The organism is Sorangium sp. So ce185 (assembly GCF_051526825.1).
GTDB lineage: Bacteria > Myxococcota_A > Polyangia > Polyangiales > Polyangiaceae > Sorangium > Sorangium cellulosum_D.
The window spans coordinates 13,021,510-13,046,510 of sequence record NZ_CP150316.1 but is presented as its reverse complement, the minus strand read 5'-3'; the positions used below and the strand labels follow the sequence as shown (position 1 = coordinate 13,046,510).

The window sequence follows — 25,001 nt, the reverse complement described above, 5'->3', positions numbered from 1 at the left end:
AATCGACGCTTTAGGCTCCGGAGCGCAGTCGTGCGACTCGTGCCGGTAGGCGACAGGCTCAAGCTCGTCCGACTGCAAAGAGGCATGCAAGGAAAATGCTATCAACTCTGGGAGCGGTGCCTCGACAACTGCCCAAAGGGTGACAAGAAGTGCAAGGACGGGTGCATGCAAGAATATTCGAGATGTCTCAAGGACTGCGACAAGAGGTGCAAGTGATGATCGAACTGACGTTCAAGCTGACCCCGGAAGACGGCGAGCCGCGCGACATCGTGGTTCGCATCCACGAGCCGACGCGAAACCCTCCGGAAAAAAAGCGGCCTTGGGCTGTCACGGTGGACGTGGATGGACGTCCATTTACCACATACGGGGAAGATCCTCTCGATGCGGTCGAGACCGGAGCTCGGCACGCCGCGATCCTGTTGCGCGAGTTCCATGGCGATGCGCTCGATCCGCCCCTCGAGCCGCGAATGAAGGAGGACGAATGAGCAGCTCGCAGATGCGCCAAGTCCGCCCATAGCCGGGACCGAGGCGACCAACGGACCGCCCCCCGGCATCCGCAAATCATCCGCCGACGACCCCGCTCCTCCGCACCGCGGCTCGCGGCTACTCCGGGAGGCAGCAGAACGTCATCGCCTCGCGCGGGGCGACGCCTCCCGTCGGCTCCCCGCCGCCCGGCGCGCACGTCCCCGGCGCGACGTCGACGACGCTGGCCGACTTGCTCCCGAGCGCCACCCCGCGCGGGACCGCGCCGCAGAAGGTCGCCTCGGACGACACCCGCGCGCTGACCACGACCTGCGAGCACCGGCTGTCGCTGTAGGCCGAGGCGAGGATGCTGCACGCCCCGCCGGTGCACGCCGCGCACCGGTGCGGCTCGACCACGAGATCCCCGTGGCCCTCGTAGCCGAAGACCGGCGCCTGGGGCGGGCACTCCGGCGGCGCATCGCCCGGCGACCCGAACCAGAGCAGCAGCGGCTCGAACCACCCGAGCGGCCTGCCGGGCACGCACTGTCCGGAGCAGGTGCTCGCGTCGGCGCCGCCCTCCTCACCCTCCGGATCCTCCGGCGTGCCAGGCTGTTCCTGCGGGTCGGGCTCGCCGGGCGCGCCCGCATCCTCGCAGCCCTCCGCGCCGGGGCCGGCCTCCTCGCAGCGCTCCGCCCGGTACCTGTCGATGACGGTGCTGCACAGCTCTTGCTCGGGCGTGTTCGGGTCGTCGCAGATCACGATGAGGCGCTGGGTGCAGCCGCCGGCCCCCACGCCGGCGGCGATCAGCGCCGCCGCCAGGCTCCCCATCAGCACGTTCGCTCGCACAGCACGCCGTTCCATCGAAGCACCTCGCAACATCGAGCCCTCACCGGCCACGGAGCCTGCACACCGGCCCAGCGCGGCCGCCGCTCCGGCGGCGAGAGGACCACGCCCCGAACGCGCCGGGAAGAGGCGGTGCGCCCGCGGCTCGCGCTCGGTCGACGCCACGCATCGGCGATGGGGTCAACACCACGCATCCGCGATGGGGTGCGATGCTCCCTGAACGAGGCAGCGAGGCGCGCCGCCGAGCGCGCTTCCGACCCCCGCGCCACTTTTCTTCCCCCCGGCGTACGATTTCGCCACGAAGCGCGCCCCGTCGCCGGAATTTGTAGTGATGAGCGACCCGCGCTCCCGCTCCACGCCCCCGCCCGCCGTCGTCCCAGCGCCCCCCGGGGCCGTTCCTGCGCCGCCCCCTCCTGCTCCGGAGGCCGAGCCCGTGCGGCCGTAGTTCGAGGAGGTCTATCGCTCCTCGCACGCTACCGTGCTCCGGCTGCTCTGGCGGCTGGGGGTCGAGTCGCGCGACCTCGAGGACGTCGCCCACGAGGTCTTCCTGGTCGTCCACCGGCGCCTTCCAGACTACCAGCCCGGCGGCTCCCTGAATGCGTGGCTCTCGGCGATCGCCTCGCGGATCGCGCTGCGACATCGGCAGCTCGCCAGGAACGTTCGAGAGCTGCTCTCCGAGGACGGCCAGGCCGTGGACATCGCGGATCCCGGGCTCGACGTGGAGCAGCTGCACGCGCAGGCGGAGACGGGACGGCTGGTCCGCCGGCTCATTCGGCACATCGAGAAACGCCGGCGTCCCATCTTCATCCTGCACGATCTCGATGGCGTGTCGATGCGCGATATCGCGCAGGCGTTCCACATCTCCCAGAACACCGCGTGGGGGACGCCGCGACGAGGCCGCCGCTCGGGCCGAGCGCTTCCGTGCCGCATTCCCGGACAGCTTGTTCCTGCCCTCGATCGACGCCGCGCTACAGCCGCCGTGAACCTCTGACGAGTCGACCCGACCCCTCGGCGCCACGCGCCCGGAAGATCGTTGGGGCCGGTCGATTTCGCCACGCATCGCAGGCAGCGCCCGGATTCCTCCTCCGTGAATGCAGCGTCACGAACGAACGGGGCGGACACGGCGCCCCTCGCCCGCGAGCCTCTCCCGGCGGCGGCGAAGCCGGCCGCGGAGGTGCAGATGCCGGGACGCCTGTTCCGGGAGGAGAGCGTTCGCACCGTGCTCGGCTGGCTGAGGCGGCTCGGGGTCCCGCGCGACGATCGGCCGGATCTCGCGCAGGAGATCCTCCTCTCGGCCTTCACGAGCCTCTCGCGGTACGACCCGGGGCGCGCCGCGCCGGCGCGCTGGATGAACCGCATCGCCGTCCACGTCGCCGCCCATTACCATGAGCGCCAGCGTCACCGGCGCGAGGTGCTCCTCGAAGAAGCGCCGGACCTCGCGGTCGCGGACGAGCGGCCCTGCGCCGAGGAGCTGCTCGGGCGCGAACGGCAGCGCCGGCTGGTGCGCTCGTGGATCGACGCGCTCGCGCCCGAGCATCGAGCGCTGCTCCTCGATCGCCACGTGGAGGAGATCCCCATGGCGGAGATCGCCAGGCGGCGCGGGCTCCCTCTCTCGACGGCCTACAAGCATCACGCCCGCGCGCTCGCCGCGTTGGTCGAGCTCGCGCAGCGCGCGCGCGAGGGCGCGCCGGGATAGCCAGTCCCCGATCGCCGGGCGATGCGGCGAGGTGCGCCTCGCTCTCCCGACCCCCACCTCGCGCCGCCGATGGCGCGCATCGGTCCTCCGATGGCGCACGTCGGTTTTTTGCTGTCCCCCATCGCCCTCTCGATCCCTCACGTCGGTTTTCTGCTGCCGCACCTCGATTTTTCGATGATCTACATCGGTTTTTCGATGATCCACGTCGATTCGTCGATGTGCTCCCCTTGACAGGCGCTCCGGCGATGCGCTCCTCGGGACATCGATACGGCGGCGTTCCGCCACATTGGTTGTTTTTTCACCGCTCCACATCCATCGCATCAGGAGGTTTATCCCCGTGCCCACTCCGACCCGCATCGACACGGCAGAGCTCGAGCTCGCCACCGCCAAGGCCCGCAAGAAGATCGACGAAGCCTTCGCGCTCCTCGCTCCTTATCTCGTCGTGCTGAACGAAAGTGAGCGCGCCGCCATGCCGCGGGCGCGAGAGGGCTTCGAGCAGGCGACGCGATCGCTGTGCCGCGCGATGACCGAGCATACGGCGGTGGCCGCCGCGGCCGGCTTCTCTTCCGACGCGGTCCTCGAGGACCTGAACAACCTCGACGTGATCAGGCCGCTCTTCGAGCGCGTCGAGGAGCTCTGGCAACGGCTCGCCGACAGCCGCCTCGCCTGGTCGGCGGAGGCGTGGAGCCCCTCGCTCGTCGCCTACGGCGTCGCCAAGGCCGCGTCGGAGGTGAACCCCGCGCTCCGCACCGTGACCGCCCCGCTCGCGAAGATCTTCGCGACGCGCCGCGCGCGCGGCGGGGACGAGTCGCCGCCGCAGCCGGTCCAGTCGCCCGAGCCGCCGCCCGGCGCGTGACCGCCGTCGCCCTCGCGGGTGACGCTCCGCTCTAGCGCTGACGCAACCCCGCAGCGCAGACCAATCTCCTCCCACAGCGCGCCACAGCGCGCCGGCCGCTCGAGCTCCGCGCCGGATCGACAGCCATGCCAGCTTTCGGCGGGCTTCCGTCGGCCCTACAAATCGGCCCGGGGAGGCTCGACCATGACCAAGAAGGCATCGCGCGAACCGCGCATCGATCTGAACACGGCAACGGAAGAAGAGCTCACCGCGATCGAGGGTGTCGACGGCGAGCGGGCTCGCCTCATCATCGAGCACCGGAGCGAGCGCGGCCCCTTCCGCAGCTGGGAGGATCTGCACCAGGTGCCCGGCATCGACGGCGTGATGCTCGGCAGGCTCCAGCGCAGCGGCTCGCTGGGCGGCGCGACCGAGGCTTCGGGGAAGGGCGCCGGCGCCGGAGGGGCGGCCGAGGCGGAGCCGGGCTCGGCGACGAAGCGGCGCTCGTCGGGCGGCGGCGAGATCGGCGATGCGACGGCCCTGGAGCAGATCATGGGGCTCATCCTGCTCGACAGGGCGGCTGCCGAGGCGTACCGCGTGGCGATCGGCGTGTGCAAGACGCCGGAGATCAAGAAGCAGCTCGAGGGGTTCCGGGCGGATCACGAGCGGCACGAGCGCGAGCTCCTGGACGCGCTCGGCGCCTCGCCGCCGGACCAGCCCGATGAGCGCGGCCAGTGCATTCGCCGTTACACCGAGCTGTCGGCGCGCGAGGAGCGGACGGCGCTCGTCGCCATGCGCGGCAACGAGGAGCTCACGAACGACGCCTATGCCTCGGCGCTGGCGAGCGATCTGCTGGACGAGGTCCGGCGGATGGTGGAGGCGAACTGGCAGGACGAGCGGCGCCACATCCGCTGGATCAACGAGGAGATCCGGACGCGCGGCTGGGAGCTCCCGGAGGTGCCGTCGACGCTGGCCGAGGCCGCCTGAGCGGAGTAAGCTCGCGGGAGCTCGGCTGAGCTTGCGCGGGAATGGCCTCTCGAACCAAGGGAACGCGCGGCGGTGCTCCTCCTCCGGGTGGCGTGGTCGACGAGGAGGAGGAGGTCGACGCCCTTTACAAGAAGCCGCTCGCCGACTTTACGCGCGCCCGGGACGAGCTCGCGAAGCGGCTGCGGCAAGCCGGGGACAAGGGCGCGTCGGATCGCGTGAAGGCGCTGCGGCGGCCGACCGCGGCGGCCTGGACCTTGAACCAGCTCGCGCGCCGCTATCCGCAGCGGATGGAGGCCCTGCTCGACGCGGGCGAGCGGCTGCGCGAGGCCCAGCGGGGGGCGCTCGGGCCGGGCGGCGCGCAGGGGCTGAAGGACGCGAGCCAGGAGCACCGCGCGATCGTGAACGAGCTCCTGCGGGCGGCGCCGGCGCTCTTCGCGGAGGGGGGCTATCGGGAGAAGGGCAATCCGATGGACCGCTTGCGGGATTCGCTGCTGGCGACCCCCACCGCGAGCCCGTCGGATCTGGAGCTGCTCGCGCGAGGGCGGCTGTCGGGAGAGCTCGAGCCGGGGGATCTCTCGGACATGCTCGGGCTGCTGCGGGGGCGGCCCTCCGAGAGGCCCGCCGAAGCCGGGGCGGGCCGCGGGAGCAAGGGGGCGAAGGCAGAGGCGCCGGCGCGACGCCGGGGGCGCGCGGAGAAGGAGCCGCCGGAGCGGCAGAAGAGGGCGGGAGAGGAGCGCGAGAAGCAGCGCGCCGCGAAAGCGCGCGAGCGCGCCGCAGAAGAGCGCGCCCGCGAGGAGCAGCGCGCCGCGAAGGCGCGAGAGCGCGAGGAGCAGCGCGCCGCGAAAGCGCGCGAGCAAAAGGCGAAGCTCGCCGCCGAGGAGCGCGAGAAAAAGGCGCGGAGCGCGGCCGACGAGCGAGAGCAAAAGGCGAAGCTCGCCGCCGAGCGGCGAGAGCGGAAGGTGCGCCTCGCGGCAGAGCAGCGCCAGCAGAAGGCGCAGCTCGCGGCGGCAGAGAGAGAACGGGATCAGGCGAGCCGCGAGGCGTCGCGGGCCGCCAAGGAGGCAGATCGCCTCACGAAAGAGGCGGCCAGGATGAGCCGCGCCGCGGAGAAGGCCGAGGAGGCCGCGCGGGCCGCGAGGAAGCGCGCCGACGAAGCGGAGCGACGAGCGGCGGAGGCGCAGCAGAAGGCGGCCGAGGGCGCGAGCCGCCTCGAGGCGGCCGAGGACAGGCTCGATCGGCTCGGGCGCTGACACACCATCAGGACTCTGAATGACGTCCTACCTCTCTCTTGCCTTTTTGCGCCTTCGCGCCTTTGCGCCTTTGCGTTAAATTCCCGCTCGCCGCTGCGACCGACGGGCTCCGCCGCCGTTCAACGACCAAGGCGCTGGAGTAGACGACCCAACCAGCGGATGCACCCGACGCCTTGGTGCCTTGACGGTTCGGCCCCTCCTCGTCCCAGCGCCACTCCCGGGCGCCGCGCTACCGCTTCTTTCGCGGCTTCGGCGGGGCGGTCGGCTTGATATCGATGGCCGTGGCCCCCTGACACGGCACCTGCGCCGTCACGCCCGCGCTGAGCCACTCGGGGAACTTCGTCTTGCCGGGCTTCCCGACGCGCACGAAGAAACGACCGCAGCGGATGACCAGCGGCTCGTTGACGTCCCCCGCGTACTTGCCGGTCACGTAGACGCCCCCCGGATCGGGGAACCCCACCGTGAGCACGCCCTGCCCCTTGGGCAGGGTGGCGGGGTTGACCCCCCGCCCTTGGCCGGCGGCCTCCTTCGCCGCGGCCTCCTTCGCCGCAGCCTCCTTCGCCGCGGCCTCCTTCGCCGCGGCCTCCTTCGCCGCAGCCTCCTTCGCCGCGGCCTCCTTCGCCGCAGCCTCCTTCGCCGCGGCCTCCTTCGCCGCAGCCTCCTTCGCCGCAGCCTCCTTCGCCGCAGCCTCCTTCGCCTCCTTCTCCTTCGCGGCCGCCTCCTTCGCCGCAGCCTCCTTCGCCGCCGCGGCCTCCTTCGCCGCCGCCTGCTTCGCCGCCGCGGCCTCCCTCGCCGCCTCCTTCGCCGCCGCGGCCTCTTGCGCCGCCAGCTCCTTCGCGGAAGGCGCCTTCGCGCCCGGCGCCCGCTTCGCCGAGGTCGCAGCGCTCGGCGGCGGCGCCGGCGCCGCCGTGGCCGCGACGACGGGCTCGGCGGCCGTCGCCGCCTGCTCGACCGGCGCCGCGGCGTCCGGCACGGGCCGCTCCCGGCGCGCGACGTAGATCCACATCGCCGCCACCACCGTCGCCGTGATCGCCGAGACCGCGATCGTCCCGACCGGCGACAGCGAGCGCGGCGCCTGCCAGCCCAGCGTGGGCGAACGCTGGCGCCGCGGCCCGCCCGGCGGCGGCGACGACTCCGCCGAAGGGCCGCGCAGGCCCGCCGCGCTCGGGTACGGCACCCCCCCGGGCGGCGTCCCGCCCGCCGTGCGGTCCACGGGCACCGTCACCCCGGGCGGCGTCAGGCCCATCGTGCCCATGGGCACCGTCACGCCCGACGGCGTCACCGGCGAGTTGGACGGCGGCTTCGGCGGCGGCGGCGCGAAGAACGCCGGCGTGAGATCCGCCGGGAGCGCCGGCGGCGGACCGAAGCGGATCGCCTCCGGGATCGCCGAGATCGACGTCCCGAAGCGGACCGACGGCGCACCGGTGCCCGGGATCGTCGCGTCGTCCTCCTCGAACACCGGCTCCAGCTCGGGCAGCGTCGCCGGCCCGCCCCCCGCCAGCACCTCCTCGGCCGCCGCCGCGTCGCGCTCCGCCGCGCGCTTCGACGCCTCGTACAGCCGGCCGAACGTCTCGCGATCCGGCAGCGCCGGCTTCCGCCCGTCGGCGCCCTTCACCCCGACCGCGGCCGGCAGCGCCGCCGCGACCGGCGTCGGCGGCGCTTGAGTTGCCGGCGCCGCCGGCACCGGGATCGTGATCGGCTCGGGCCCAGGCGCGCGCGCCGGCAGCTTGCCGTCCGGGCGCGCGGCCGCCGCCAGCGCCTCGGACGGCGCCGGCGCGGGCGGCGTCGTCCCCGCCCGCGCGCCGCCGGGCCGGAGCCGCGCGGCCCCGCCCTCCCTCGCGGCCTGATCCTTCGCGAAGAGATCCTTCGCGAGCCGCTTCGCCGCGTCCGCCGCGGGCCGCGCCGTCTGCCCGCCCTTGCCCTTGACCGGGATCGTCGGCCGCCGGTCCTCCTCGGGATCCGCGTCCTCGATCTCGATCGTCGCGTGCGCCGACTGCACGCGCGTCACGAGCTCCGCCTTCCCCTTCTCCGGGCGGGCGACCTTCGCGAGCGTCTGCTCGATCTCCTGGGTCGTGGTCTTCCGATCGTCCGGCGACAGCGCCAGGGCCGTGTCGAGCAGCGCCACGACCGGGCGCGGGATCTCGGGGCGGATCGACGCGATCCCAGCCGGCTTGGTGCCGTCGGCGGGCGGCCGCCGCCCCGAGAGCAGCGACCAGAGCAGGAGCCCCACGCCGTAGATATCGGCCTTGACCGTGACCCGCTCGGCGCGCACCTGCTCGGGCGCCATGTAGCCCGGCGCCCCCTTCACCACGCCCGCGATGGTGTCCGGCGTGCGCCCGAGGATCTTGCCGATGCCGAAGCCGGTCAGGCGCACCTGCCCGTCCCACCCGATCACGATGTTCTCCGGGTGGAGGTTCCGGTGAATCACCGGCGCGGGGCTGCCGTGCTCGTCGGTCAGCCCGTGCGCGTGCGCGAGCGCGCCGGCGATGCAGTGGACCAGGTAGTAGACCGCCGCGTCGGCGAGCTTCTGCTGCCGCGCCGCGAGGTGCTGGAGCAGCCGATTGAGGTTCACGCCCTCGACGTGCTCGAGCACGAGCACGAGCCGGCCGGCGTGCTCGAAGAAGTCGAACATCCGCACGATGGCCGGGTGGTTCATCGACGCGCAGATCGACGCCTCGCGGGCGAGCTCGTCGGCGAAGCGCGGATCGCCCTCGGCCGTATTCGGGACGAGCTTCAGCACGCAGACGCGGCGAAACCCGAGCGGGCCGTCCAGCCGCCCGAGATAGACGCTGGTGGGCCCAGAACCGGCCAGGCGCCGGAGGATCTTGTAGGCCCCAATCGTCTCGGGAGCGGGCTCCGTCGGAAACATCCGAGGCCGATCATACCCAAGCGCGGCGAAGCCCCCAAGCCAACGACCAACACGGATCGATTCGCGGCGCCTGGAGGCGTCTCCGGGCGCCTCGGTAAGACGCCCTGCTCCACGCGCCCTGTACGGCGCGTCGCTCTCCCGCTCGCGGGAGAGCGGTACAGCTGATCAGCAGAAACCCGAACAGCTGTGACGGATTACGGCGCACGCTCCGCCGCGCGCGCCGGCGCGGCGCGGAGACCCGCGGGACGCGCGCACCCCGGGCGCCGCGCGCGGCGCGGATGGAGACGCCGCGCGATCCACCCGCGCCGCGCCCGCACGCGAGGTGTGGAGAACCCGCGTCCGCGCGCGGGCGGCGCGCGGCGTGTGGAGAACCGGCGCCCGCGCGGGCGGCGCGCGGTCGCGCTCGCGCGGCTGCGCCTCCGGCCTTCGAGCGGCGCTGGGCCTGGGTTATAAGCCGCCGCGATGAAGCTCCGCGCCTCTCACCGGCTGCTCGCCGTCGTCCTCCTCGCCCTCGCCGGCTGCGAGGCCGCCGTCCCGCCGCCGCCGCCCGCGCCGCCCCCGCCCCCGCCGCCCAGCGTCGCCGCCTCGGCGCCCGCGCCGGCCGCGCCGGCCCCCCCGCCCGCGCCGGTGTCGCGGTTCCCCGCCGGGTGGCCTTACCCCGAGGGCGCGCCGCCGGTGCGGGGGCCCTCGATGGTCTCCAGCGACGCCGCGCTCGCCACGAAGGTGGGCGCCGACGTCCTCTCCTCGGGCGGCAACGCCGTCGACGCGGCGGTCGCGACGGCGTTCGCGCTCGCCGTGGTGCACCCGACGGCGGGCAACCTCGGCGGCGGCGGGTTCCTCGTCGCGCGCGTCGGCGACAAGGAGCACGCGCTCGACTTCCGCGAGACCGCGCCGGCCAGGGCGACCCACGACATGTACAAGGGCAAGGACGGCAAGCCCACCGAGAGTTCCCGCGTCGGCCACCTCGCGGCCGGCGTGCCCGGCAGCGTCGCCGGGCTCTGGGAGGCGTACGACAAGCTCGGCTCCAAGAAGAAGACCTGGGCCGAGCTCATCGCGCCGGCCATCCGGCTCGCGAAGGAGGGCTTCCCGGTCGACGAGAACTTCGCGACCACGGTCAAGTCGGCCTCGAGCAAGCTCGCGCGCTTCCCGGCCTCGGCCGCGCTGTTCCTGCCGGGCGGCGCGCCCATCCAGGTCGGCGCGACCTGGAAGTCGCCCGAGCTCGCGGCGACGCTCGAGCGCATCGCCGAGAAGGGGCCCGCGGGCTTCTACGAGGGCAAGACCGCCGAGCTCGTCGTCGCCGAGATGCGGCGCGGCAAGGGCATCATGTCGGCCGCGGACCTCAAGGGCTACAAGGCGAAGTGGCGCGACCCGATCGTGTTCGAGTACCGCGGGCGCCGCGTCGCCTCCATGCCGCTCCCCTCCTCGGGCGGCCTCGCCCTGGCGATGATCGCGCACCAGCTCGAGGGGCTCGACGTCGCCAAGCTCGGCTGGCACTCGCCGTCGCACGTGCACGTGGTCGCCGAGGCGATGCGCCGCGTCTTCCTCGCGCGCAACGAGATCCTCGGGGATCCCGACTTCGTGAAGAACCCGGTGGAGGAGCTGCTCTCGGTCGCGTGGGCCGAGAAGCAGCGCGCCACGATCGCGCCGGACCGCGCGACCCCGACCGACGAGCTGACCCGCGGCGCGGGCGTCAAGGACTCGGGCGGCCGCGGCCCGCACACGACGCACTTCTCGGTGGTCGACGCGCAGGGCAACGCCGTCGCGCTGACCACGACGCTGAACGGCTGGTACGGCTCGGGGGTGACGGTGACCGGCGCGGGCTTCGTGCTGAACAACGAGATGGACGACTTCGCCACCGTGCCCGGCACCGCGAACCAGTTCGGCCTCGTGCAGGGGGAGGCCAACGCCGTCGCGCCCGGCAAGCGCATGCTCTCGTCGATGTCGCCGACGATCGTGACGGGGAAGGACGGGCGCGTGGAGCTCGTGCTCGGCGCCGCCGGCGGCCCCACGATCCTCACGGCGGTCTTCCAGATCCTCTCGAACGTGGTCGATTTCGGCTTCGACGTGACCACCGCGGTCAACGCGCCGCGCTTCCACCAGCAGGACTACCCCGACAAGCTGTTCATCGAGAAGGGCGGCTTCCCCGACGAGCTGCGGAGCGCGCTCGGCGCGATGGGCCACGCCTTCGACGAGCGCGGGCACATCGCCGACGCGCCCGCGATCGGCCGCGAGGGCGCGGCGTTCGCGGGCGCGCGGGAGCCGCGGCGGCCGGGCTCCGAGGCGGCGGCGGGGAAGTAGCCGGCGATGTCGGCCGACGTCGTCCCGCCGATCCGGCGCTCGCTGATCGTGCCGCTCTCGCAGGCGGACGCCTTCGACCTGTTCGTCCGGCGGATCGCCGACTGGTGGCCGCTCGCCACGCACTCGGTGGGGCGCGGCGCGGCGGCGTCGTGCCACATCGAGCCGTCGGTCGGCGGCCGCGTCTTCGAGCGGGCGCGGGACGGCACCGAGGCGCTCTGGGGGACGGTCGTCGCCTGGGACGCGCCGTGGCGGCTCGCGTTCACGTGGCACCCGGGCCGCGCGCCCGCCGCGGCGCAGGAGGTCGAGGTGCAGTTCGTCGAGCTCGTGGCGGCGCAGACGCGGGTCGAGGTCGTGCACCGCGGCTGGGACCGGGCCGGCGAGCGCGCGGCGCCGATGCGCGCCCGCCACGACGAGGGCTGGCAGGTCATCCTGGCGCGCTTCGAGGCGCTCTCCCGCGGCGAGATCGCGCTGCCGGAGCCACGCGGGCCCGGCGGGTGCAACGCCTGACCGGGCCCTCGGTCGTCCTGCGCTCCCCACATGAGCTCACGCGACACCCACCTTTCCCACCACGAGCTCAGCCCCCTTCCCTGCCCCTGGCCCGCGCCCGCGACGTCGCCGCCGTGACCGCGCGTGGATCACGCCGCGCCTCGCCCGATTGCGAACGAGCCGATTGCGCTCCAACGCAATGACCTGTCGACATGCGGACTCGCCGCGAATATCAGGAGCTCCCCTAAGGGGTTCCGTCCATCCTGGTGTTCCATGGCGTTTCCTGCGCGCGGGGCCAAAGCATCGTGACTCTCGCGGGGCGAAGCCGTCATCACGTGACGTACGCGCCGTCGAGCGCGCCTGCGCCGCGGGGGCCGTGAGCGCTCGCACGGCGACGAGAGGCCGGCGTCGCATTCGCTCCGGCGCTCCAACGGGCTCGCGCGCCGAAGCCGTGACGCGCGGCGTCTCGACCGCGGAGCCCCGCGTGAGAGCGCACGATCCGTGCGGTGGAGAAGCGGCGGTTCGACCTTGACACAAGCCGCTCGTTTCGATTGCTTACGGTGATGCGCCCCGCCGAAGACGTCCGTTCTTCCTACGGTTCGCACGGTTCGCACGGTTCGCGCGCGCTTCCAGCGACGCAGCCGATCTCCGCGCCCCTGAGGACTGCCGTCTTTCCGGGGCCTCCTCGACACAGACCGAACGCCGCGCCGGATCGATAGCCTTATCATTCCAGGGGGTAGCAGTCATGGTGGAACTACTGAATCACGAGCTGCTCGACACGCTGCACGACGGAGCTCGCAGCAGCGTCTACCTCGGCCGGAAGAAGAGCACGGGCAAGATGTGCGTCATCAAGGTGGCGCGCAAGGGCGTCAATGGCACCCGCAACGTCGCGATCCTGAAGCGCCAGTACGAGATCACGCGGAACCTCGACCTCGATGGCGTCGTCAAGGTCTACGACCTCGAGGTCCGCCTCGATTACGCCGCGCTCATCATGGAGTACTTCGCGGGCCGCTCTCTTCGCGCGATCATCGACGAGGGCGTCGGCGAGAGGGGCAATGGCCGGGGCATCGGGCTCGTGCAGTCGGTCCGGATAGCGCTGCAGCTCGCGGACACGCTCGGCGCCATCCACGAGCGGAACATCATCCACAAGGACATCAAGCCCAGCAACATCATCGTCGACAGCGACGTGAGCACGTCGAAGCTCACGGACTTCTCCATCGCCTCGCTCCTGCCGGGGGAGCGCGCGGCGGTGTACGACCCCTGGTCGGCCGGCGAGGGCACGCTCCAGTACATCTCGCCCGAGCAGACGGGCCGGATGAACCGCTCGATCGACTTCCGCTCGGACTATTACTCGCTCGGCGTCACGCTCTACGAGCTCACGACGCGGCGGCTCCCCTTCGAGACGACGGATCCGCTGGAGCTCGTGCACCATCACATCGCGCAGACGCCCGTCGCGCCGCACCTCCTCCGGCCGGAGATCCCGGAGGCGCTCTCCAGGGTCATCATGAAGCTCCTGTCGAAGACGGCGGAGGAGCGGTATCAGAGCATCTTCGGCCTCAAGGCGGATCTCAAGGCCTGCCTCGACGTGCTGGAGCACGGCGCGCCAGCGCTGGACTTCGTGCCTGGGAGGAAGGACAAGCCCACGAGGCTCCAGATATCGCAGCGGCTGTACGGCCGGCAGGAGGAGGTGGGCGCGCTCCTCTCGGCGTTCAGGAGCATCAGCGGCGCGGGGGGCCCGTCGGAGCTCGTCCTCGTCGCCGGCTACTCCGGCGTCGGCAAGTCGGCGGTGGTGAGCGAGATCCACAAGCCGATCGCGAAGCAGGGGGGTTATTTCGCCGCCGGCAAGTTCGACCAGTTCACGCGCAACGTCCCGTACGCCGCCGTCATCGCCGCGCTGCGGGAGATCGTCCGGCAGATCCTCACCGAGAGCAAGGAGGAGCTCGCCGACTGGAAGGCGCGGATCCTCGCGGCGGTGGCCCCGAACGGCCGCGTCATCGCCGAGGTGATCCCGGAGATCGAGCTCATCCTCGGCGAGCAGCCGCCCGTCCCGGCCCTCGGCGCGATGGAGACGCGGAACCGGTTCAACCTGACGTTCCGGAGCTTCATCGGCGCGATCGCGCTGAAGACGCGGGCGCTCGTGCTGTTCCTCGACGATCTCCAGTGGGCCGACACGGGCTCGCTCAACCTCATCAGCGTCCTCCTGGAGGACGCCGACATCCGCCACCTGCTCCTGCTCGGGTCGTACCGGGACAACGACGTGGACGAGGCGCACCCGCTCCGGGTGACGCTGAGCGCGCTGCCGCGCAGCGGGGCGCGCGTGCGCACGATCACGCTGAAGCCGCTCGCGCCCGAGCACGTGAATCAGCTCGTGTCCGACACGCTCGACGCGCCTCCCGAGGAGTGCCGTCCGCTCTCGGACATCATCTTCGCGAAGACGCACGGCAACCCGTTCTTCACCATCCAGTGCCTCGAGAGCGTCTGTCGCGACGGTCACCTGCGCTTCAGCTCGGAGACGGGCGCCTGGACGTGGAACATCGCCGACATCGAGCGGATGGACGCCGCGGCCAACGTCGTCGATCTCATGGTCCGGCGGATCCAGGGGCTCCGCGCGTCGACGCAGCGGGTCCTGAAGCTCGCCGCGTGCATCGGCAACCAGTTCGATCTGAGGATCCTCGCCCTCCTCCACCACAAGGACGTGCGCGCCACCGACGAGGATCTCTGGGACGCGCTGGACGCTGGGCTCGTCGTGCCCGTCGACGGCGACTACAAGATCGCGCGCTTCCTCGACGACGACGAGGAGGGCCCGGTCACGTTCAAGTTCCTGCACGACCGCGTGCAGCAGGCGGCCTACAAGCTGCTCACGGAGATCGAGCAGGAGAGGACGCACCTGGAGCTCGGGCGGCTCCTCATCAGCGAGACCCCGATCGAGTCGATCGAGGAGCGGATCTACGACATCGTGATGCACCTCAACATGGGGGCAGAGCTGATCGTGGACCGGCGGGAGCGGTACGAGGCGGCGCTGCTCAACCTGAGGGCCGGCCAGAAGGCGAGGCGCTCCACCGCGTACGGCCCCGGGGTGCAGTGCCTCCGCGCGGCGGCGGACTTCCTGCCGGAGGACGCGTGGGAGGCGAACCACGATCTGGCGCTCGCCGTCTACACGGATCTGGTCGAGCTGGAGTACCTGGCGATCGACTTCGAGCGCGCGGAGGCGTGCGCGAAGGTCGCCGTGGACCACGCCAGGGACGTGCTGGAGAAGATCCGGATCTACGAGCTGCGCATCCAGTTCTGTCTATCGCAGAACCGGATGAACGAGGCCATCGAGCTGGCGCTGAGCGTGCTCGCCCTGCTCGAGGTCCCGCTGCGCAGCGCGCCGCCGCCGGACGTCGACACGGCCAGCCTGGCGAAGCTCCCCTCGATGACGAACGAGCGCATGCGGGCGGCGATCCGCATCATGTGCACGGCGACCCCCGCCGTGTACCTCGCGCAGCCGGCCCTGGTCCCGCAGTTCGCGTTCACGATGGTGGACATCTGCATACGGCACGGCAACTCGCCGCTCGCCGCGTTCGCTTATCTGATCTACGGCGTCGTCCAGTGCTTCATGAACGAGACCGACCGGGCCTTCGCCCTCGGCGGTCTGGCCATCGATCTCACCCGTCGGTTCGGCGCGGTCGATCTGGAATCCAAGATCCACGCCACCGTGCACGTGCTCATCTACCACTGGAAACGGCACCTCCGGGAGACGCTCGATCCGCTGCAGCACGCCGTGCAGGTCGGCCTGGACACGGGCGACATCGAGTACGCGCTGCACGGCTCGATTCACCACTCGCTGCACTCGTTCCTCGTGGGCGACGAGCTCGCCGAGGCCGAGCGGCGGCTGAAGCACTCCGTCGATCTCTCCCTGAAGCTGAACAACCAGTACTCGCTTTATTACGCCAGCATCTGGCGACAGCTCGTGAAGGGCCTGCAGGATCCGTCCGCGGAGAAGCTGCGGCTCGTCGGGGAGAGCTTCGACGAGACCACGATGATGCCGCGCCTCGGGCAGAGCAGGACCTCGATCTTCTCGTTTCACGTGGCGAAGGCGATGCAGCTGTACACCTTCGGCCACGCGGCGCAGGCGTACGACTGCCTCCGCGCCGCCGAGGAGTACCAGGACGCGGTCGGCGGCATGGCGATCGTCGTCGAGCACAACTTCTACTACTCGCTCTCGATCCTCGCCGCGCTGGGCCGCGCGGCGGAGGGCGAGCAGGGCGCCGCGCTCGCCAGGGTCGAGGAGAACCAGCGGCGGCTCGAGGCCTGGGCGAGCGCCGCCCCGGCGAACAACCGCCACAGGCACGACCTCGTGAGCGCAGAGCTCGCGCGCGTGAAGCAGGAGGTGGTGGAGGCCATGGCCCTGTACGACCGCGCGATCGAGGGCGCCCGGAAGCATGGATACATCCAGCACGAGGCGCTCTCGTGCGAGCTGGCGTCGGCGTTCTACCGGTCCATCGGTCGGCACGAGATCGCTCACCACTACATGACGCTGGCTTACCGAGGGTACGCGCTCTGGGGGGCGAACGCGAAGTGCCATAGCCTCGTGTCCACGTTTCCGCACCTCATGCTCGAGGGGACGCCCGAGCCGCCCTCCTCGGTGGCGGTGACCAGCCACGACGGCGCGACCCTGGACCTGCTCAGCGTCGTCAGGGCGTCGCAGGCCGTCGCCAGCGAGATCGTCCTGGAGAAGCTGCTGGAGAGCCTCATGACGATCGTGCTCGAGAACGTCGGCGCGCAGTCCGGCGCGCTGGCCCTCGCGCGCGGCGAGGGCCTCTTCGTCGAGGTGGAGGGGACCACCCAGCCGAAGCAAGCGCACGTGCTGAGGAGCGTCCCCGTCGACTCGTTCGGCAGAGCCCCGCGCTCGCTCATCAGCTACGTGCAGCGCACGCAGACGAGCGTCCTCCTGGACAACGCGGCCGAGGAGACCCGGTTCTCGACCGATCCTTACATCCAGGAGAAGCGCCCGAAGTCGCTGCTCTGCTCTCCCGTCATGCGTCAAGGTCGGCTGATCGGCGTGCTCTACCTCGAGAACAACCTCTCGACCGGCGTCTTCACGAAGGATCGCCTCGAGCTCCTGGGCATCCTCTCGTCGCAGATCGCGATCTCCATCGAGAACGCGAAGATGTACGAGGGGCTCGAGCGGGAGGTCTCCGCGCGCACCGAGGAGCTCCGGAGGTCCAACGAGCAGCTCCGCGCCGTCAACGACAGGCTGCAGGTGGAGCTCGCCGAGCGCGTCCGCCTGCAGGAGGAGCGCGTCCAGATGCAGGAGGAGATCATCCGGAGCCAGCGAGATCGGCTGCTCGAGCTGTCGACCCCGTTCATCCCGATCACCGACGACATCATGGTGATGCCCATCATCGGGACCATCGACGACAAGCGGGCTGCGCAGATGATCGAGACCGCGATGCAGGGCGTCGCGGCCAGCGCTGCGAAGGTCGTGATCGTCGACGTCACCGGCGTCAAGAGCGTGGACACGAGCGTGGCGAGCAGGCTGATGAGCCTGGCCCACGCCGTGGGCCTGCTCGGGAGCCGGGCCATCCTGACGGGGCTCCGTCCCGCCGTGGCGCAGAGCCTCGTCGCGCTGGGCGTGGATCTCGGCTCGATAGAGACGCGGGCCAACCTCAAGGCGGGCATCGCGTACGCCATGAGGCGCACGGCCGCGAGGTTGCACGCGTAACTGCACGCATAACTGCACGCGTAGCTGCACGCATACAGCGAGCGCTCAGCCGGCGTGCGCGGCGACCCCGGGCACCTCGGCGTAGCGGAGCGCGGCGATCGCCCAGCGCTGATGGCCCGCGATCATCGCGTCGGTCGCGTCCAGGTACTGGCGGATCCCGTCCGTCGGCCACAGCGAGAGCACCCTGTCCTTCACGTCCTGGTAGTCCGAGACCCGCTGGTCGTGCATGCGCCTGAGGCGCGCGGTGGCCTCCTCCAGCGTGACGCCGTCGCTGTCTCGCAGCACGACGATCAGGTTGTGCACCTCGCCCGACCGCAGCTCCTTCTCGAGCGAGAAGTAGTCGTTCGTCCAGCACAGGATATCGTTGCAGATCTCGCGGACGCTCCGGAGCAGCGGGTGCTGGACGACCTCCAGGGGCAGCGGCTGATCGAGCAGCAGCTCCATCAGATCACAGTAGGGGTAGACCGCCCCGCTGTAGCGCCTCATCATGACGTACTCCTCGAGGCGTGGAACCCTCCCGCGCCTGCGGTTGTTCGCCTCCCACAGGTTGGCCTCGTAGTAGTACTGGAAATGCGAGAGCCATCGGTTCAGGAAGAAGTGGGGGTTACCTTCCCTGATCCTGTCGCGGATATCGAGCAACCCGCGCGTCAGCGGGTCGTCCATGTCCGGCTGCACATAGCCGAAGAGCTCGCCCAGGTATTTCTCGTTCAGCCTCGCGACGCCTTGAGGGTCCGCGCTGAGCGAGCCCTCGTCGTAAGCGTCGTCCAGCAGGAACAGCACGGCCGTGAAATCGGACGCGACCTGCAAAACCTGCACGTTCGCGGAGGGGAACACCCACCCCGCCAGGTGAGCGACGCTCGCCGCCTTGATGCGCCAGAGCGCCCGCTCGTCGGGCGCCAGCCGCAGCCGGCGCACCCACTGCAGCGTGCGGCGCTCGGCGGCGTCGACCATGGGGTGACACGACGCAGAGAACGGATACTCGAAGTGGTCCGCTTCGTTCTTGCTGACCACGACGCTTGTTCGACCGGACGACATCCTACACTCCAACGCAAACCGCGAATCTTCTTCTGCTTTCATGGGTGGTGAGCCGCGCGCGGGCGGCGATGTCGTCAGGCGGGGATGACCTCGACGGGGAGCGCGAGCGGACAGCGGGTGTTGAGGGAGACGTTCCAGTCGAGGCGCTCGGCGCGGAGCTCGACGCGCCGGTAGCGGCGCAGGAGCTCCTCGAGCACGACCCGGGCTTGCGCCCTTGCCAGCATGGCCCCGATGCAGGCATGAGCGCCGTGGCCGAACGCCAGGCTCGCCGGCGCGCGGCGCGCCGGATCGAAGAGGTCGGGGTCCTGGAACTTCGCCTCGTCGCGCAGCGCCGAGCCGACGAGCAGCGCCACCACGGCGTGGGCGGGCACCCGGACGCCCGAGAGCTCCGCCTCGGCGAGGGTGAGCCGCATCGTCGCGTGCACGGGAGGCTCGAACCGCAGCACTTCCTCGATGAAGTGCGCGCTGAGCCCGGGCTCCGCCCGCAAGCGATCCATCCAGACCGGGCGACGGGCGAGGATCAACGCCATGTGGGTCATCAGCGTGACGGCCGTCTCCAGCCCTGCGACGAAGAGCAGGAAGAGAAAGCCCATCAGGTCCTCGTCGGTCAGCGCGCAGTCGTTCACCCGCGACCGGAGCAGGCCGCTCACCAGATCGCTCCCGGGCTGGCGACGGCGGCTCTCCAGCAGCTCTCTCATGCACGTCTCCATCTCGTCGATGGTCCTGCGCACCTCGGAGAGCCGCCGCTCGTCGTCCGGCGCGACCGCCGCGACGCCGAGGATGTCCGTCGTCCAGCGCTGGAAGCTCCCCTGTCGCGCCGGGTCCAGGCCGAGCAGCTGGACGAGGACGTTCGCCTGCGCCGGATGTGCGAAATCAGACACGAAGTCGACCACGCGGCGCTGCGACATCTCGTCGGCGAGCCGCGCCGCCGTCGAGCGCATGTCGGCTTCCAGCGAGCCGACCGTGGCGGCGGTGAACGCGCGGCCGATGAGGTTGCGCAGCTGGCTGTGCCGCGGCGGGTCTGCGAGGATCAGCGAGTCGGACAGGGGGTTGTGGCGCTGCAGGTGAGGCGGCTCGGAGGCGACGCGCAGCCCCGCCGACGAGAACACCTGCGTATCCTTCAGCGCCGCGACGACGTCGTCGTACCGCGTGACGACCCACATCCCGTTCGGCTCGACCTGGCACACCGGCGACCCTCGCCGCAGCGCCGCATAGAAGGGGTATGGGTTCTCTCGCACATCGGGGGCAAACAAGTTCAGTCGAGTCATTGGGCTCTCCTGTGACGTGGGGAGGACACGGCCGCAACGCCATGACGGCGCACGTCCACCAACGTGCAGTGGGGTGGTGCCTCAGATGTTGTTCTGGGCGGCGCTATGGCGTTGATCGGCGCTGCTCCGAGAACAGCTTGCCTAGCGCTGGAGAGAGCACCCGTCGGACGACTCGGGATGCAACCCCGCAATACTCTGGTGCGTGGCCACCTGGGCGCATCGCTCGCCTGCAAGGCGCTTCGCGGCCGCCGCGCGGCGCGAGCCATGGGCTCGGCTCCCGCGCGGCGTGGCCGCGTTCCTCGGTCGTCGTCGCGCTCGCGATGATGCGAGCGCGCGACTCACGATCGCCTGGACTGCAGCGAGGGCATCTCCCGGTGCATCATGAGACCAGAGCCAACGAGAGAACCGTTAAGCTCTCTTCATTGCTGCGGACGTCCGATGAGTCGTCGGTGCTCCTCCATCTGATGACAGCGTGGTATATACGATGCGGACAAATGCGCAACTGTATTCTTTGTAGGAGAATTCCTCACGACGACGTTCGCGCGATGGCTCGTGCGTTCGCGCGTTCGGGCGTGGGTTCAGTCACGCGTTCGAAGCGTCGGGCATACCGAGTCTGCAGGCGCGGTGGCCGACGGCGACAGCAAGGCAGCGTAAATAAAAATACATTTCTGCGCGCCCGACGCGCGCTTGTCCTCATGGAGGCGGCGCCGGCGAGACCTACTGCACCTGGACGACACTGCAGTGGCCATCCGGTGGACAAGCATTGCGACCCCTGGCCAGCGGCGACCGGATGATCCGCATGAGCTCTCGGGAGCGACTGTGCAGCAATGAAAGCCTCGCTCACCGCGCGTTTCATCTCTGAATGCATGACGCGCGGCCCGGGCACACCGCCTCGGCGCGCGCTCCATGGAGCGCGCCTCATCGACGACAGAGCCCGAGGCGTGCGTTGGATCGAACGCCCGTGGCCCCTTCCAGAGATGCTGGCGGCGAAGTAATTCACTTTCGATGTGACGCGGATTGCAGCGAGACAGCACTGCACGACGTCGAGCTCGCCCGCTATGCAAGATGAACGCCTCGCTCCGTCCCGGAGCGCGATCACCGTTCCCGGAGGTGGTCGCGGCGGCCATGACGCGGCGCGATCGATCCCACGCGCGGCTGGCCGCACCCGCCGCAGCCGTCGCGCGCCGCCGCGTCGGCCGGGGCGGCGGGCCGTCGACGTGCCGCGACGTCGCGCGCCGCCGCCGAAGGACGAGAGCCCACCGGCGGCGGTGAGATTTCAACAGGATCGCGGGAAGCGGGAGGAGGGCGGGAACAGGAGATCATGGATCTCCGTCACTCCATGGTAACGCGCACGCCGGCAATGCGGCACCACCGGCCCTCAGGCGGAGGTCTTCAGGCACGCGTAGAGCGCCGACGCGAGCGTCTCGGCCCGCGCGTCGGTCGTGAGCGCGAGGACCATGCGGTTCGGGAGGAAGGCGAAGCCGACCCGGGAGACGGGATCCGCGAAGCCGATCGCGCCGCCGAACCCGGGGTGGCCGAACGCCTCGTCGTGCGGGCCCATGCCCACGCTCGCCGAGGGCCGCATGTAGCCGAGGCCGACCCGGAGCGGGTTGCCCCAGATGAAGTCGTTGCCGTCGTACTGCACCTCGATATGGCGAGCCGTGGAGTCGGCCGAGACCACCCGGACGCCGTCGAGCTCTCCCCCCGAGGCGAGCATGGCGTACAGCCGGGCGACGCCGCGGGCGGTCCCCACCCCGTTGCGGGACGCGAGCTCCGCCCGCCAGAACGTCGGGTGGTTCATCCCATCCCGGATCATGTCCCCGAAGCGCCGGTGGGGGCTCATGAACATCGCCTTGCCGGGCGGCGTGTCGGCGTTGAGGAACTTGTAGAACTGGTCGGTATCCGTGATCGGATCGGGGCTCATCCACGCGACCCGGTGGTGCTCGGCCTCGGGCAGCCCGATCCAGTACTCGGCCCCGAGCGGTCCCGTGATCTCGTCGCGCAGGTAGGTCCCCAGGCTCTTGCCCGTGACGCGGCGGACGATCTCGCCGACGAGCCAGCCGTAGGTGGCCGTGTGGTAACCACACTGCGTCCCCGGCTCCCAGACCGGCGGCGCCGCCTCGATGAGCCGGAGGATCGCCTCGCTGTCGAGCAGCGTCTCGGGACGGTCCAGGCGCACGCGCAGCTCGGGGTCGGGGAACCAGGGCAGCCCGGCGCTGTGGCCGAGGACCATGCGCACCGTGATCGCGCCCTTGCCTTCCGCCGCGAACTCCGGCCAGTACGCGGCGACCGGCGCGTCGACGTCGAGCTTGCCCTGGTCCGCGAGCCGCTGCGCCACGAGGGCGGCGACGCCGATGCCCACGGCGGCCCCGCACGCGAGGGTGTCCGCGGTCCACGGGACGCCGGGGCGGGCCTCGCCTCCCCAGAGGTGGGCGACCTCGACGCCGTCCACGTAGGCGCAGAACGACGCGCCGGCTTCGCCCTGTCGCGTGAGGTTCTCGACGAACGCGTCGCGAACGCGCTCGAAGCCAGGGGCCACGCTTCCTTGGATCATCGGCTGGGTGCTGGTCACGGATCGGTCCTTGGTAGAAAGGGGGTGCGCGGGGCGGGTGCCGCCCTCACGCCTCCATCATCGCCCAACTCGCCCGCCATCGCCCATCTGGCGGCGCGGCGGGCGACCGCGCCGCGTCCGCGATCCCGCCCACAGCCCGGCGCGCCTCCTTGACCATGCGACCGATCGGTCATATGACTGATCGGTCGCATGCCGAAGAGCACGTTCTTTGGGCTGCCCGAGGAGCGGCGGGACCGCCTCGTGCGCGAGGCGATCGCCGAGTTCGCGGATCGGACCTACGCCGAGGCGTCGCTGTCGCAGATCGCGCGCCGCGCCCGCATCCCGAAGGGCAGCTTCTATCAGTACTTCGAGGACAAGCTCGATCTGTACCGGTGGCTGCTCACCGAGGAGGCGCCGCGGCGCAAGCGCGAGTTCGTGGGCGCCGCGGCCCTGGAGGGCGACCTCTGGGCGCGGCTCGAGGCCCAGATCGAGCGCGGCATGGCGTTCCTCGTCGAGCACCCGCGCCTCGCCCGCCTGTCGGCCGCGGCCGCGGACCCGACGGCGGACGCCGAGGTCCGCGGCCTGCACCGGGCCATCTGCGAGGCCGGCGTCGCCGAGCTCCGGGCCCTGCTCGAGCAGGGCGTCGCGAGCGGCGCCCTCCGCGCGACCGACACGAGCCTCGAGGTCGCGACGCGCCTCGTCTCCGCCGTCGTCGGCCCCGGGCTGACCGAGGTCGTGCTCCAGGAGCTCGGGGCCGAGCTCCACGAGGTGCTGGCCTCGGACGCGCTGCGCAAGCAGCTCGGCCCGAAGCGCCGCCGCCGCCTCGCGCAGCAGGCGGTGCGGTTCATCCGGAGCGGCCTCGGCGCGGACGCCGCGTAGTTCCACGCGGCCTCGGCGCGGACGCCGCGTAGTTCCACGCGGCCTCGGCGCGGAGGCCGCGTAGTCCCACGCGGCCTCGGCGCGGTTTCACAAGGAAGGGAGCTGTCATGATCACGTACGACTTCTCCGGGCGGGTCGCCCTCGTCACCGGGGGCACCTCCGGCATCGGCCTCGCGACGGCGCGGGCGTTCGCGCGCGGCGGGGCGCGGGTCGCGGTGGCCGCGCGCGGCGAGGACGCCGGGCGGCGGGCCTGCGCGGCGATCGAGCGGGAGGGCGCGCCGGCGCTGTTCGTCCCGACCGACGTGCGGGACGAGGCCTCGGTGCGGCGCGCCGTGGAGCAGACGGTGCAGCGCTTCGGCCGGCTCGACGTCGCGGCGAACTGCGCGGGCGTGGGCGGCGACATGGCGCGCCTCGAGGACGCCGACCAGGCGGTGTGGGACGACGTCATGGCGGTGAACGCCCGCGGGGTCTGGCTGGCCATGCGGCACGAGATCCCGGCCATGCTCGGGTCGGGCGGGGGCGCCATCGTCAACATGAGCTCGATCTACGGCGTCGCCGGGAAGGCGGCGCACCACGCGTACGTCGCGTCCAAGCACGCGGTCGTCGGGATGACGCGGTCGGTGGCGCTCGAGGTCGCGCCCCGGGGGATCCGCGTGAACGCGCTCTGCGCCGGCGTCACCCGCACGCCCGCGATGGAGCAGGCCGAGGCGTTCGCGCCCGAGCTGGTGCGGGCGCTCGTGGCGCAGCACCCGCTGGGGCGCATGGCGACCGAGGACGAGATCGCGGGCGCCGCGCTGTGGCTTTGCTCGGAGGGCGCGGGCTACGTGACCGGCGCCGCGCTCCCGGTCGACGGCGGCTTCCTGGCCGCGTAAGGATCTCGGCTCGCCAACCCACCACGGAGGGCCCATGCAACCCAGGCAGATCGCGTTCCTCGTGTATCCGGACATGACGCTGCTCGACCTCGTCGGGCCGCTCCAGGTCATCAAGAACCTCGAGCGCTTCGGCGCGTTCGACGTCGTCACCGTCGGAGAGCGGCTCGAGCCCGTGCCCACCGACGTAGGCCTCGGCGCGCAGCCGGAGCGGACGTTCGACCAGGTTCCGGCGCCGTTCGGGCTCGTCGTCCCGGGCGGCCTCGCCGGCCCGATCAAGGCCATCGCGAACGACAGGCTCATGGCGTACGTGCGCGCCGCGGGGAGGAGCGCCGAGGTGCTCGGCTCGGTGTGCACCGGGTCGATCATCCTCGCGGCGGCGGGGCTGCTCGAGGGGCGCAGCGCGACCACGCACTGGACCTTCCTCGAGCACCTCGGCCGCCTCGGGGCGGTCCCGGTGCGCAAGCGGTGGGTCGAGGACGGCAACGTCATCACGGCCGCGGGCGTGTCGGCGGGCATCGACATGGCGCTCGCCCTTGTCGCGCGGCTCGCGGGCAACGAGGTGGCGCGCACGATCCAGAGCCTCATCGAGTACGACCCCGAGCCGCCCCTCGGCCCCATCGACTGGCGCTGGGTCGAGGAGTCGAAGCTCGGGCCCGCGCTGCTCGAAAGCGTGACCCCGAGCCTGCGGGAGCTCCTGGCCGGAAAGCCCGAGCTCGCGGCAAAGCTGTTTCCCTGAGGCCCTGTCCGCGGGGGAACGTGCCTGACGCGCGCCCTTGCGGCGCCGCGCGCGCCCTTGCGACGCCGCGCCGCCGCACCGCCGACGGGGCGGAGGTTGCGTGAGCCAGGTCCGTCTGTTACAGAGTGCGGCTGACGCAAGAGGAGAGTGCTCCGGTGAAGATCAGCTCCTGAATCGGTCTCCGTCGCGGGTCGCGAGCGCGCCAGGTCGCATGAGCCCTGGCGCGCGGC

At 71.5% G+C, this 25,001-nt stretch carries 16 protein-coding genes and 1 pseudogene; 12 read left to right on the top strand and 5 right to left on the bottom strand.

Features of this window, described 5'->3' with window-relative positions; genetic code table 11:
* Positions 1-215: 215 nt before the first annotated feature.
* On the top strand, positions 216-485 hold the full coding sequence (locus tag WMF26_RS48195; RefSeq protein ID WP_437998197.1) for a hypothetical protein: 270 nt from the start codon (positions 216-218) through the stop codon (positions 483-485).
* A gap of 118 nt (positions 486-603) precedes the next feature.
* On the opposite strand, the gene WMF26_RS48190 is transcribed toward WMF26_RS48195, so the two are convergent.
* Complete coding sequence (locus WMF26_RS48190) at positions 604-1,323, bottom strand: hypothetical protein (RefSeq protein ID WP_437998196.1); 720 nt, start codon at positions 1,321-1,323, stop codon at positions 604-606.
* 442 nt (positions 1,324-1,765) lie between these two features.
* Between WMF26_RS48190 and WMF26_RS48185 the strand changes: the two are divergent.
* From WMF26_RS48185 to WMF26_RS48165, 5 genes and pseudogenes are all read left to right on the top strand, one after another.
* Positions 1,766-2,296, top strand: a pseudogene (locus WMF26_RS48185) (RNA polymerase sigma factor); the annotation flags it as partial.
* Between the two features lie 189 nt (positions 2,297-2,485).
* Entirely contained in the window at positions 2,486-3,001 is a 516-nt protein-coding gene (locus WMF26_RS48180; protein WP_437998195.1) for an RNA polymerase sigma factor, read from the top strand.
* A gap of 337 nt (positions 3,002-3,338) precedes the next feature.
* A complete protein-coding gene (locus tag WMF26_RS48175) occupies positions 3,339-3,857 on the top strand; it encodes a hypothetical protein (protein WP_437998194.1) in 519 nt (172 codons plus the stop codon).
* Between the two features lie 183 nt (positions 3,858-4,040).
* The gene (locus WMF26_RS48170) at positions 4,041-4,820 is read left to right on the top strand and encodes a helix-hairpin-helix domain-containing protein (RefSeq protein ID WP_437998193.1); all 780 of its coding nucleotides are present in this window, start codon (positions 4,041-4,043) and stop codon (positions 4,818-4,820) included.
* Positions 4,821-4,861: 41 nt separating this feature from the next.
* Positions 4,862-6,070, top strand: coding sequence for a hypothetical protein (locus WMF26_RS48165; protein WP_437998192.1), 1,209 nt, complete (start codon positions 4,862-4,864; stop codon positions 6,068-6,070).
* Between the two features lie 229 nt (positions 6,071-6,299).
* On the opposite strand, the gene WMF26_RS48160 is transcribed toward WMF26_RS48165, so the two are convergent.
* Positions 6,300-8,939, bottom strand: coding sequence for a protein kinase domain-containing protein (locus tag WMF26_RS48160; RefSeq protein WP_437998191.1), 2,640 nt, complete (start codon positions 8,937-8,939; stop codon positions 6,300-6,302).
* 462 nt (positions 8,940-9,401) lie between these two features.
* On the opposite strand from WMF26_RS48160, the gene ggt reads away from it, so the two are divergent.
* The 3 genes from ggt to WMF26_RS48145 all read left to right on the top strand — a co-directional run bounded on the left by ggt (position 9,402) and on the right by WMF26_RS48145 (position 17,430).
* The gene (gene ggt, locus WMF26_RS48155; protein WP_437998190.1) at positions 9,402-11,237 is read left to right on the top strand and encodes a gamma-glutamyltransferase; all 1,836 of its coding nucleotides are present in this window, start codon (positions 9,402-9,404) and stop codon (positions 11,235-11,237) included.
* 6 nt (positions 11,238-11,243) lie between these two features.
* Positions 11,244-11,744, top strand: coding sequence for an SRPBCC family protein (locus WMF26_RS48150; RefSeq protein ID WP_061623206.1), 501 nt, complete (start codon positions 11,244-11,246; stop codon positions 11,742-11,744).
* 724 nt (positions 11,745-12,468) lie between these two features.
* Positions 12,469-17,430, top strand: a complete 4,962-nt coding sequence (locus WMF26_RS48145; protein WP_437998189.1) for an AAA family ATPase — start codon at positions 12,469-12,471, stop codon at positions 17,428-17,430.
* A gap of 45 nt (positions 17,431-17,475) precedes the next feature.
* Here WMF26_RS48145 and WMF26_RS48140 read toward each other — a convergent pair whose 3' ends face one another.
* The 3 genes from WMF26_RS48140 to WMF26_RS48130 all read right to left on the bottom strand — a co-directional run bounded on the left by WMF26_RS48140 (position 17,476) and on the right by WMF26_RS48130 (position 22,305).
* Positions 17,476-18,465 (bottom strand): terpene synthase family protein, encoded by a 990-nt coding sequence (locus WMF26_RS48140; RefSeq protein ID WP_437998188.1) that lies wholly within the window; start codon positions 18,463-18,465, stop codon positions 17,476-17,478.
* A gap of 74 nt (positions 18,466-18,539) precedes the next feature.
* Positions 18,540-19,733 carry a cytochrome P450 gene (locus WMF26_RS48135; RefSeq protein ID WP_437998187.1) on the bottom strand — a complete coding sequence of 398 codons (1,194 nt, stop codon included), beginning with the start codon at positions 19,731-19,733 and terminating at the stop codon, positions 18,540-18,542.
* Positions 19,734-21,111: 1,378 nt separating this feature from the next.
* Complete coding sequence (locus tag WMF26_RS48130) at positions 21,112-22,305, bottom strand: serine hydrolase domain-containing protein (protein ID WP_437998186.1); 1,194 nt, start codon at positions 22,303-22,305, stop codon at positions 21,112-21,114.
* Positions 22,306-22,494: 189 nt separating this feature from the next.
* Between WMF26_RS48130 and WMF26_RS48125 the strand changes: the two genes are divergently transcribed.
* The 3 genes from WMF26_RS48125 (at position 22,495) to WMF26_RS48115 (ending at position 24,771) form a co-directional block, all read left to right on the top strand.
* Positions 22,495-23,163, top strand: coding sequence for a TetR/AcrR family transcriptional regulator (locus WMF26_RS48125; protein ID WP_061629046.1), 669 nt, complete (start codon positions 22,495-22,497; stop codon positions 23,161-23,163).
* A 107-nt stretch (positions 23,164-23,270) separates the two neighbouring features.
* Positions 23,271-24,035, top strand: a complete 765-nt coding sequence (locus tag WMF26_RS48120; RefSeq protein WP_437998185.1) for an SDR family NAD(P)-dependent oxidoreductase — start codon at positions 23,271-23,273, stop codon at positions 24,033-24,035.
* Between the two features lie 34 nt (positions 24,036-24,069).
* On the top strand, positions 24,070-24,771 hold the full coding sequence (locus WMF26_RS48115) for a DJ-1/PfpI family protein (RefSeq protein WP_437998184.1): 702 nt from the start codon (positions 24,070-24,072) through the stop codon (positions 24,769-24,771).
* The last annotated feature ends 230 nt before the right edge of the window (positions 24,772-25,001 follow it).

Coding starts and splice junctions, on each gene's coding strand:
- WMF26_RS48115 (WP_437998184.1), top strand. CDS start 24,070: ATGCAACCCAGGCAGATCGCGTTCCTCGTGTATCCGGACATGACGCTG.
- WMF26_RS48135 (WP_437998187.1), bottom strand. CDS start 19,733: ATGACTCGACTGAACTTGTTTGCCCCCGATGTGCGAGAGAACCCATAC.
- WMF26_RS48140 (WP_437998188.1), bottom strand. CDS start 18,465: ATGTCGTCCGGTCGAACAAGCGTCGTGGTCAGCAAGAACGAAGCGGAC.
- WMF26_RS48160 (WP_437998191.1), bottom strand. CDS start 8,939: ATGTTTCCGACGGAGCCCGCTCCCGAGACGATTGGGGCCTACAAGATC.
- WMF26_RS48150 (WP_061623206.1), top strand. CDS start 11,244: ATGTCGGCCGACGTCGTCCCGCCGATCCGGCGCTCGCTGATCGTGCCG.
- WMF26_RS48145 (WP_437998189.1), top strand. CDS start 12,469: ATGGTGGAACTACTGAATCACGAGCTGCTCGACACGCTGCACGACGGA.
- WMF26_RS48125 (WP_061629046.1), top strand. CDS start 22,495: ATGCCGAAGAGCACGTTCTTTGGGCTGCCCGAGGAGCGGCGGGACCGC.
- WMF26_RS48120 (WP_437998185.1), top strand. CDS start 23,271: ATGATCACGTACGACTTCTCCGGGCGGGTCGCCCTCGTCACCGGGGGC.
- WMF26_RS48195 (WP_437998197.1), top strand. CDS start 216: ATGATCGAACTGACGTTCAAGCTGACCCCGGAAGACGGCGAGCCGCGC.
- WMF26_RS48165 (WP_437998192.1), top strand. CDS start 4,862: ATGGCCTCTCGAACCAAGGGAACGCGCGGCGGTGCTCCTCCTCCGGGT.
- WMF26_RS48180 (WP_437998195.1), top strand. CDS start 2,486: ATGCCGGGACGCCTGTTCCGGGAGGAGAGCGTTCGCACCGTGCTCGGC.
- WMF26_RS48190 (WP_437998196.1), bottom strand. CDS start 1,323: ATGGAACGGCGTGCTGTGCGAGCGAACGTGCTGATGGGGAGCCTGGCG.
- ggt (WP_437998190.1), top strand. CDS start 9,402: ATGAAGCTCCGCGCCTCTCACCGGCTGCTCGCCGTCGTCCTCCTCGCC.
- WMF26_RS48170 (WP_437998193.1), top strand. CDS start 4,041: ATGACCAAGAAGGCATCGCGCGAACCGCGCATCGATCTGAACACGGCA.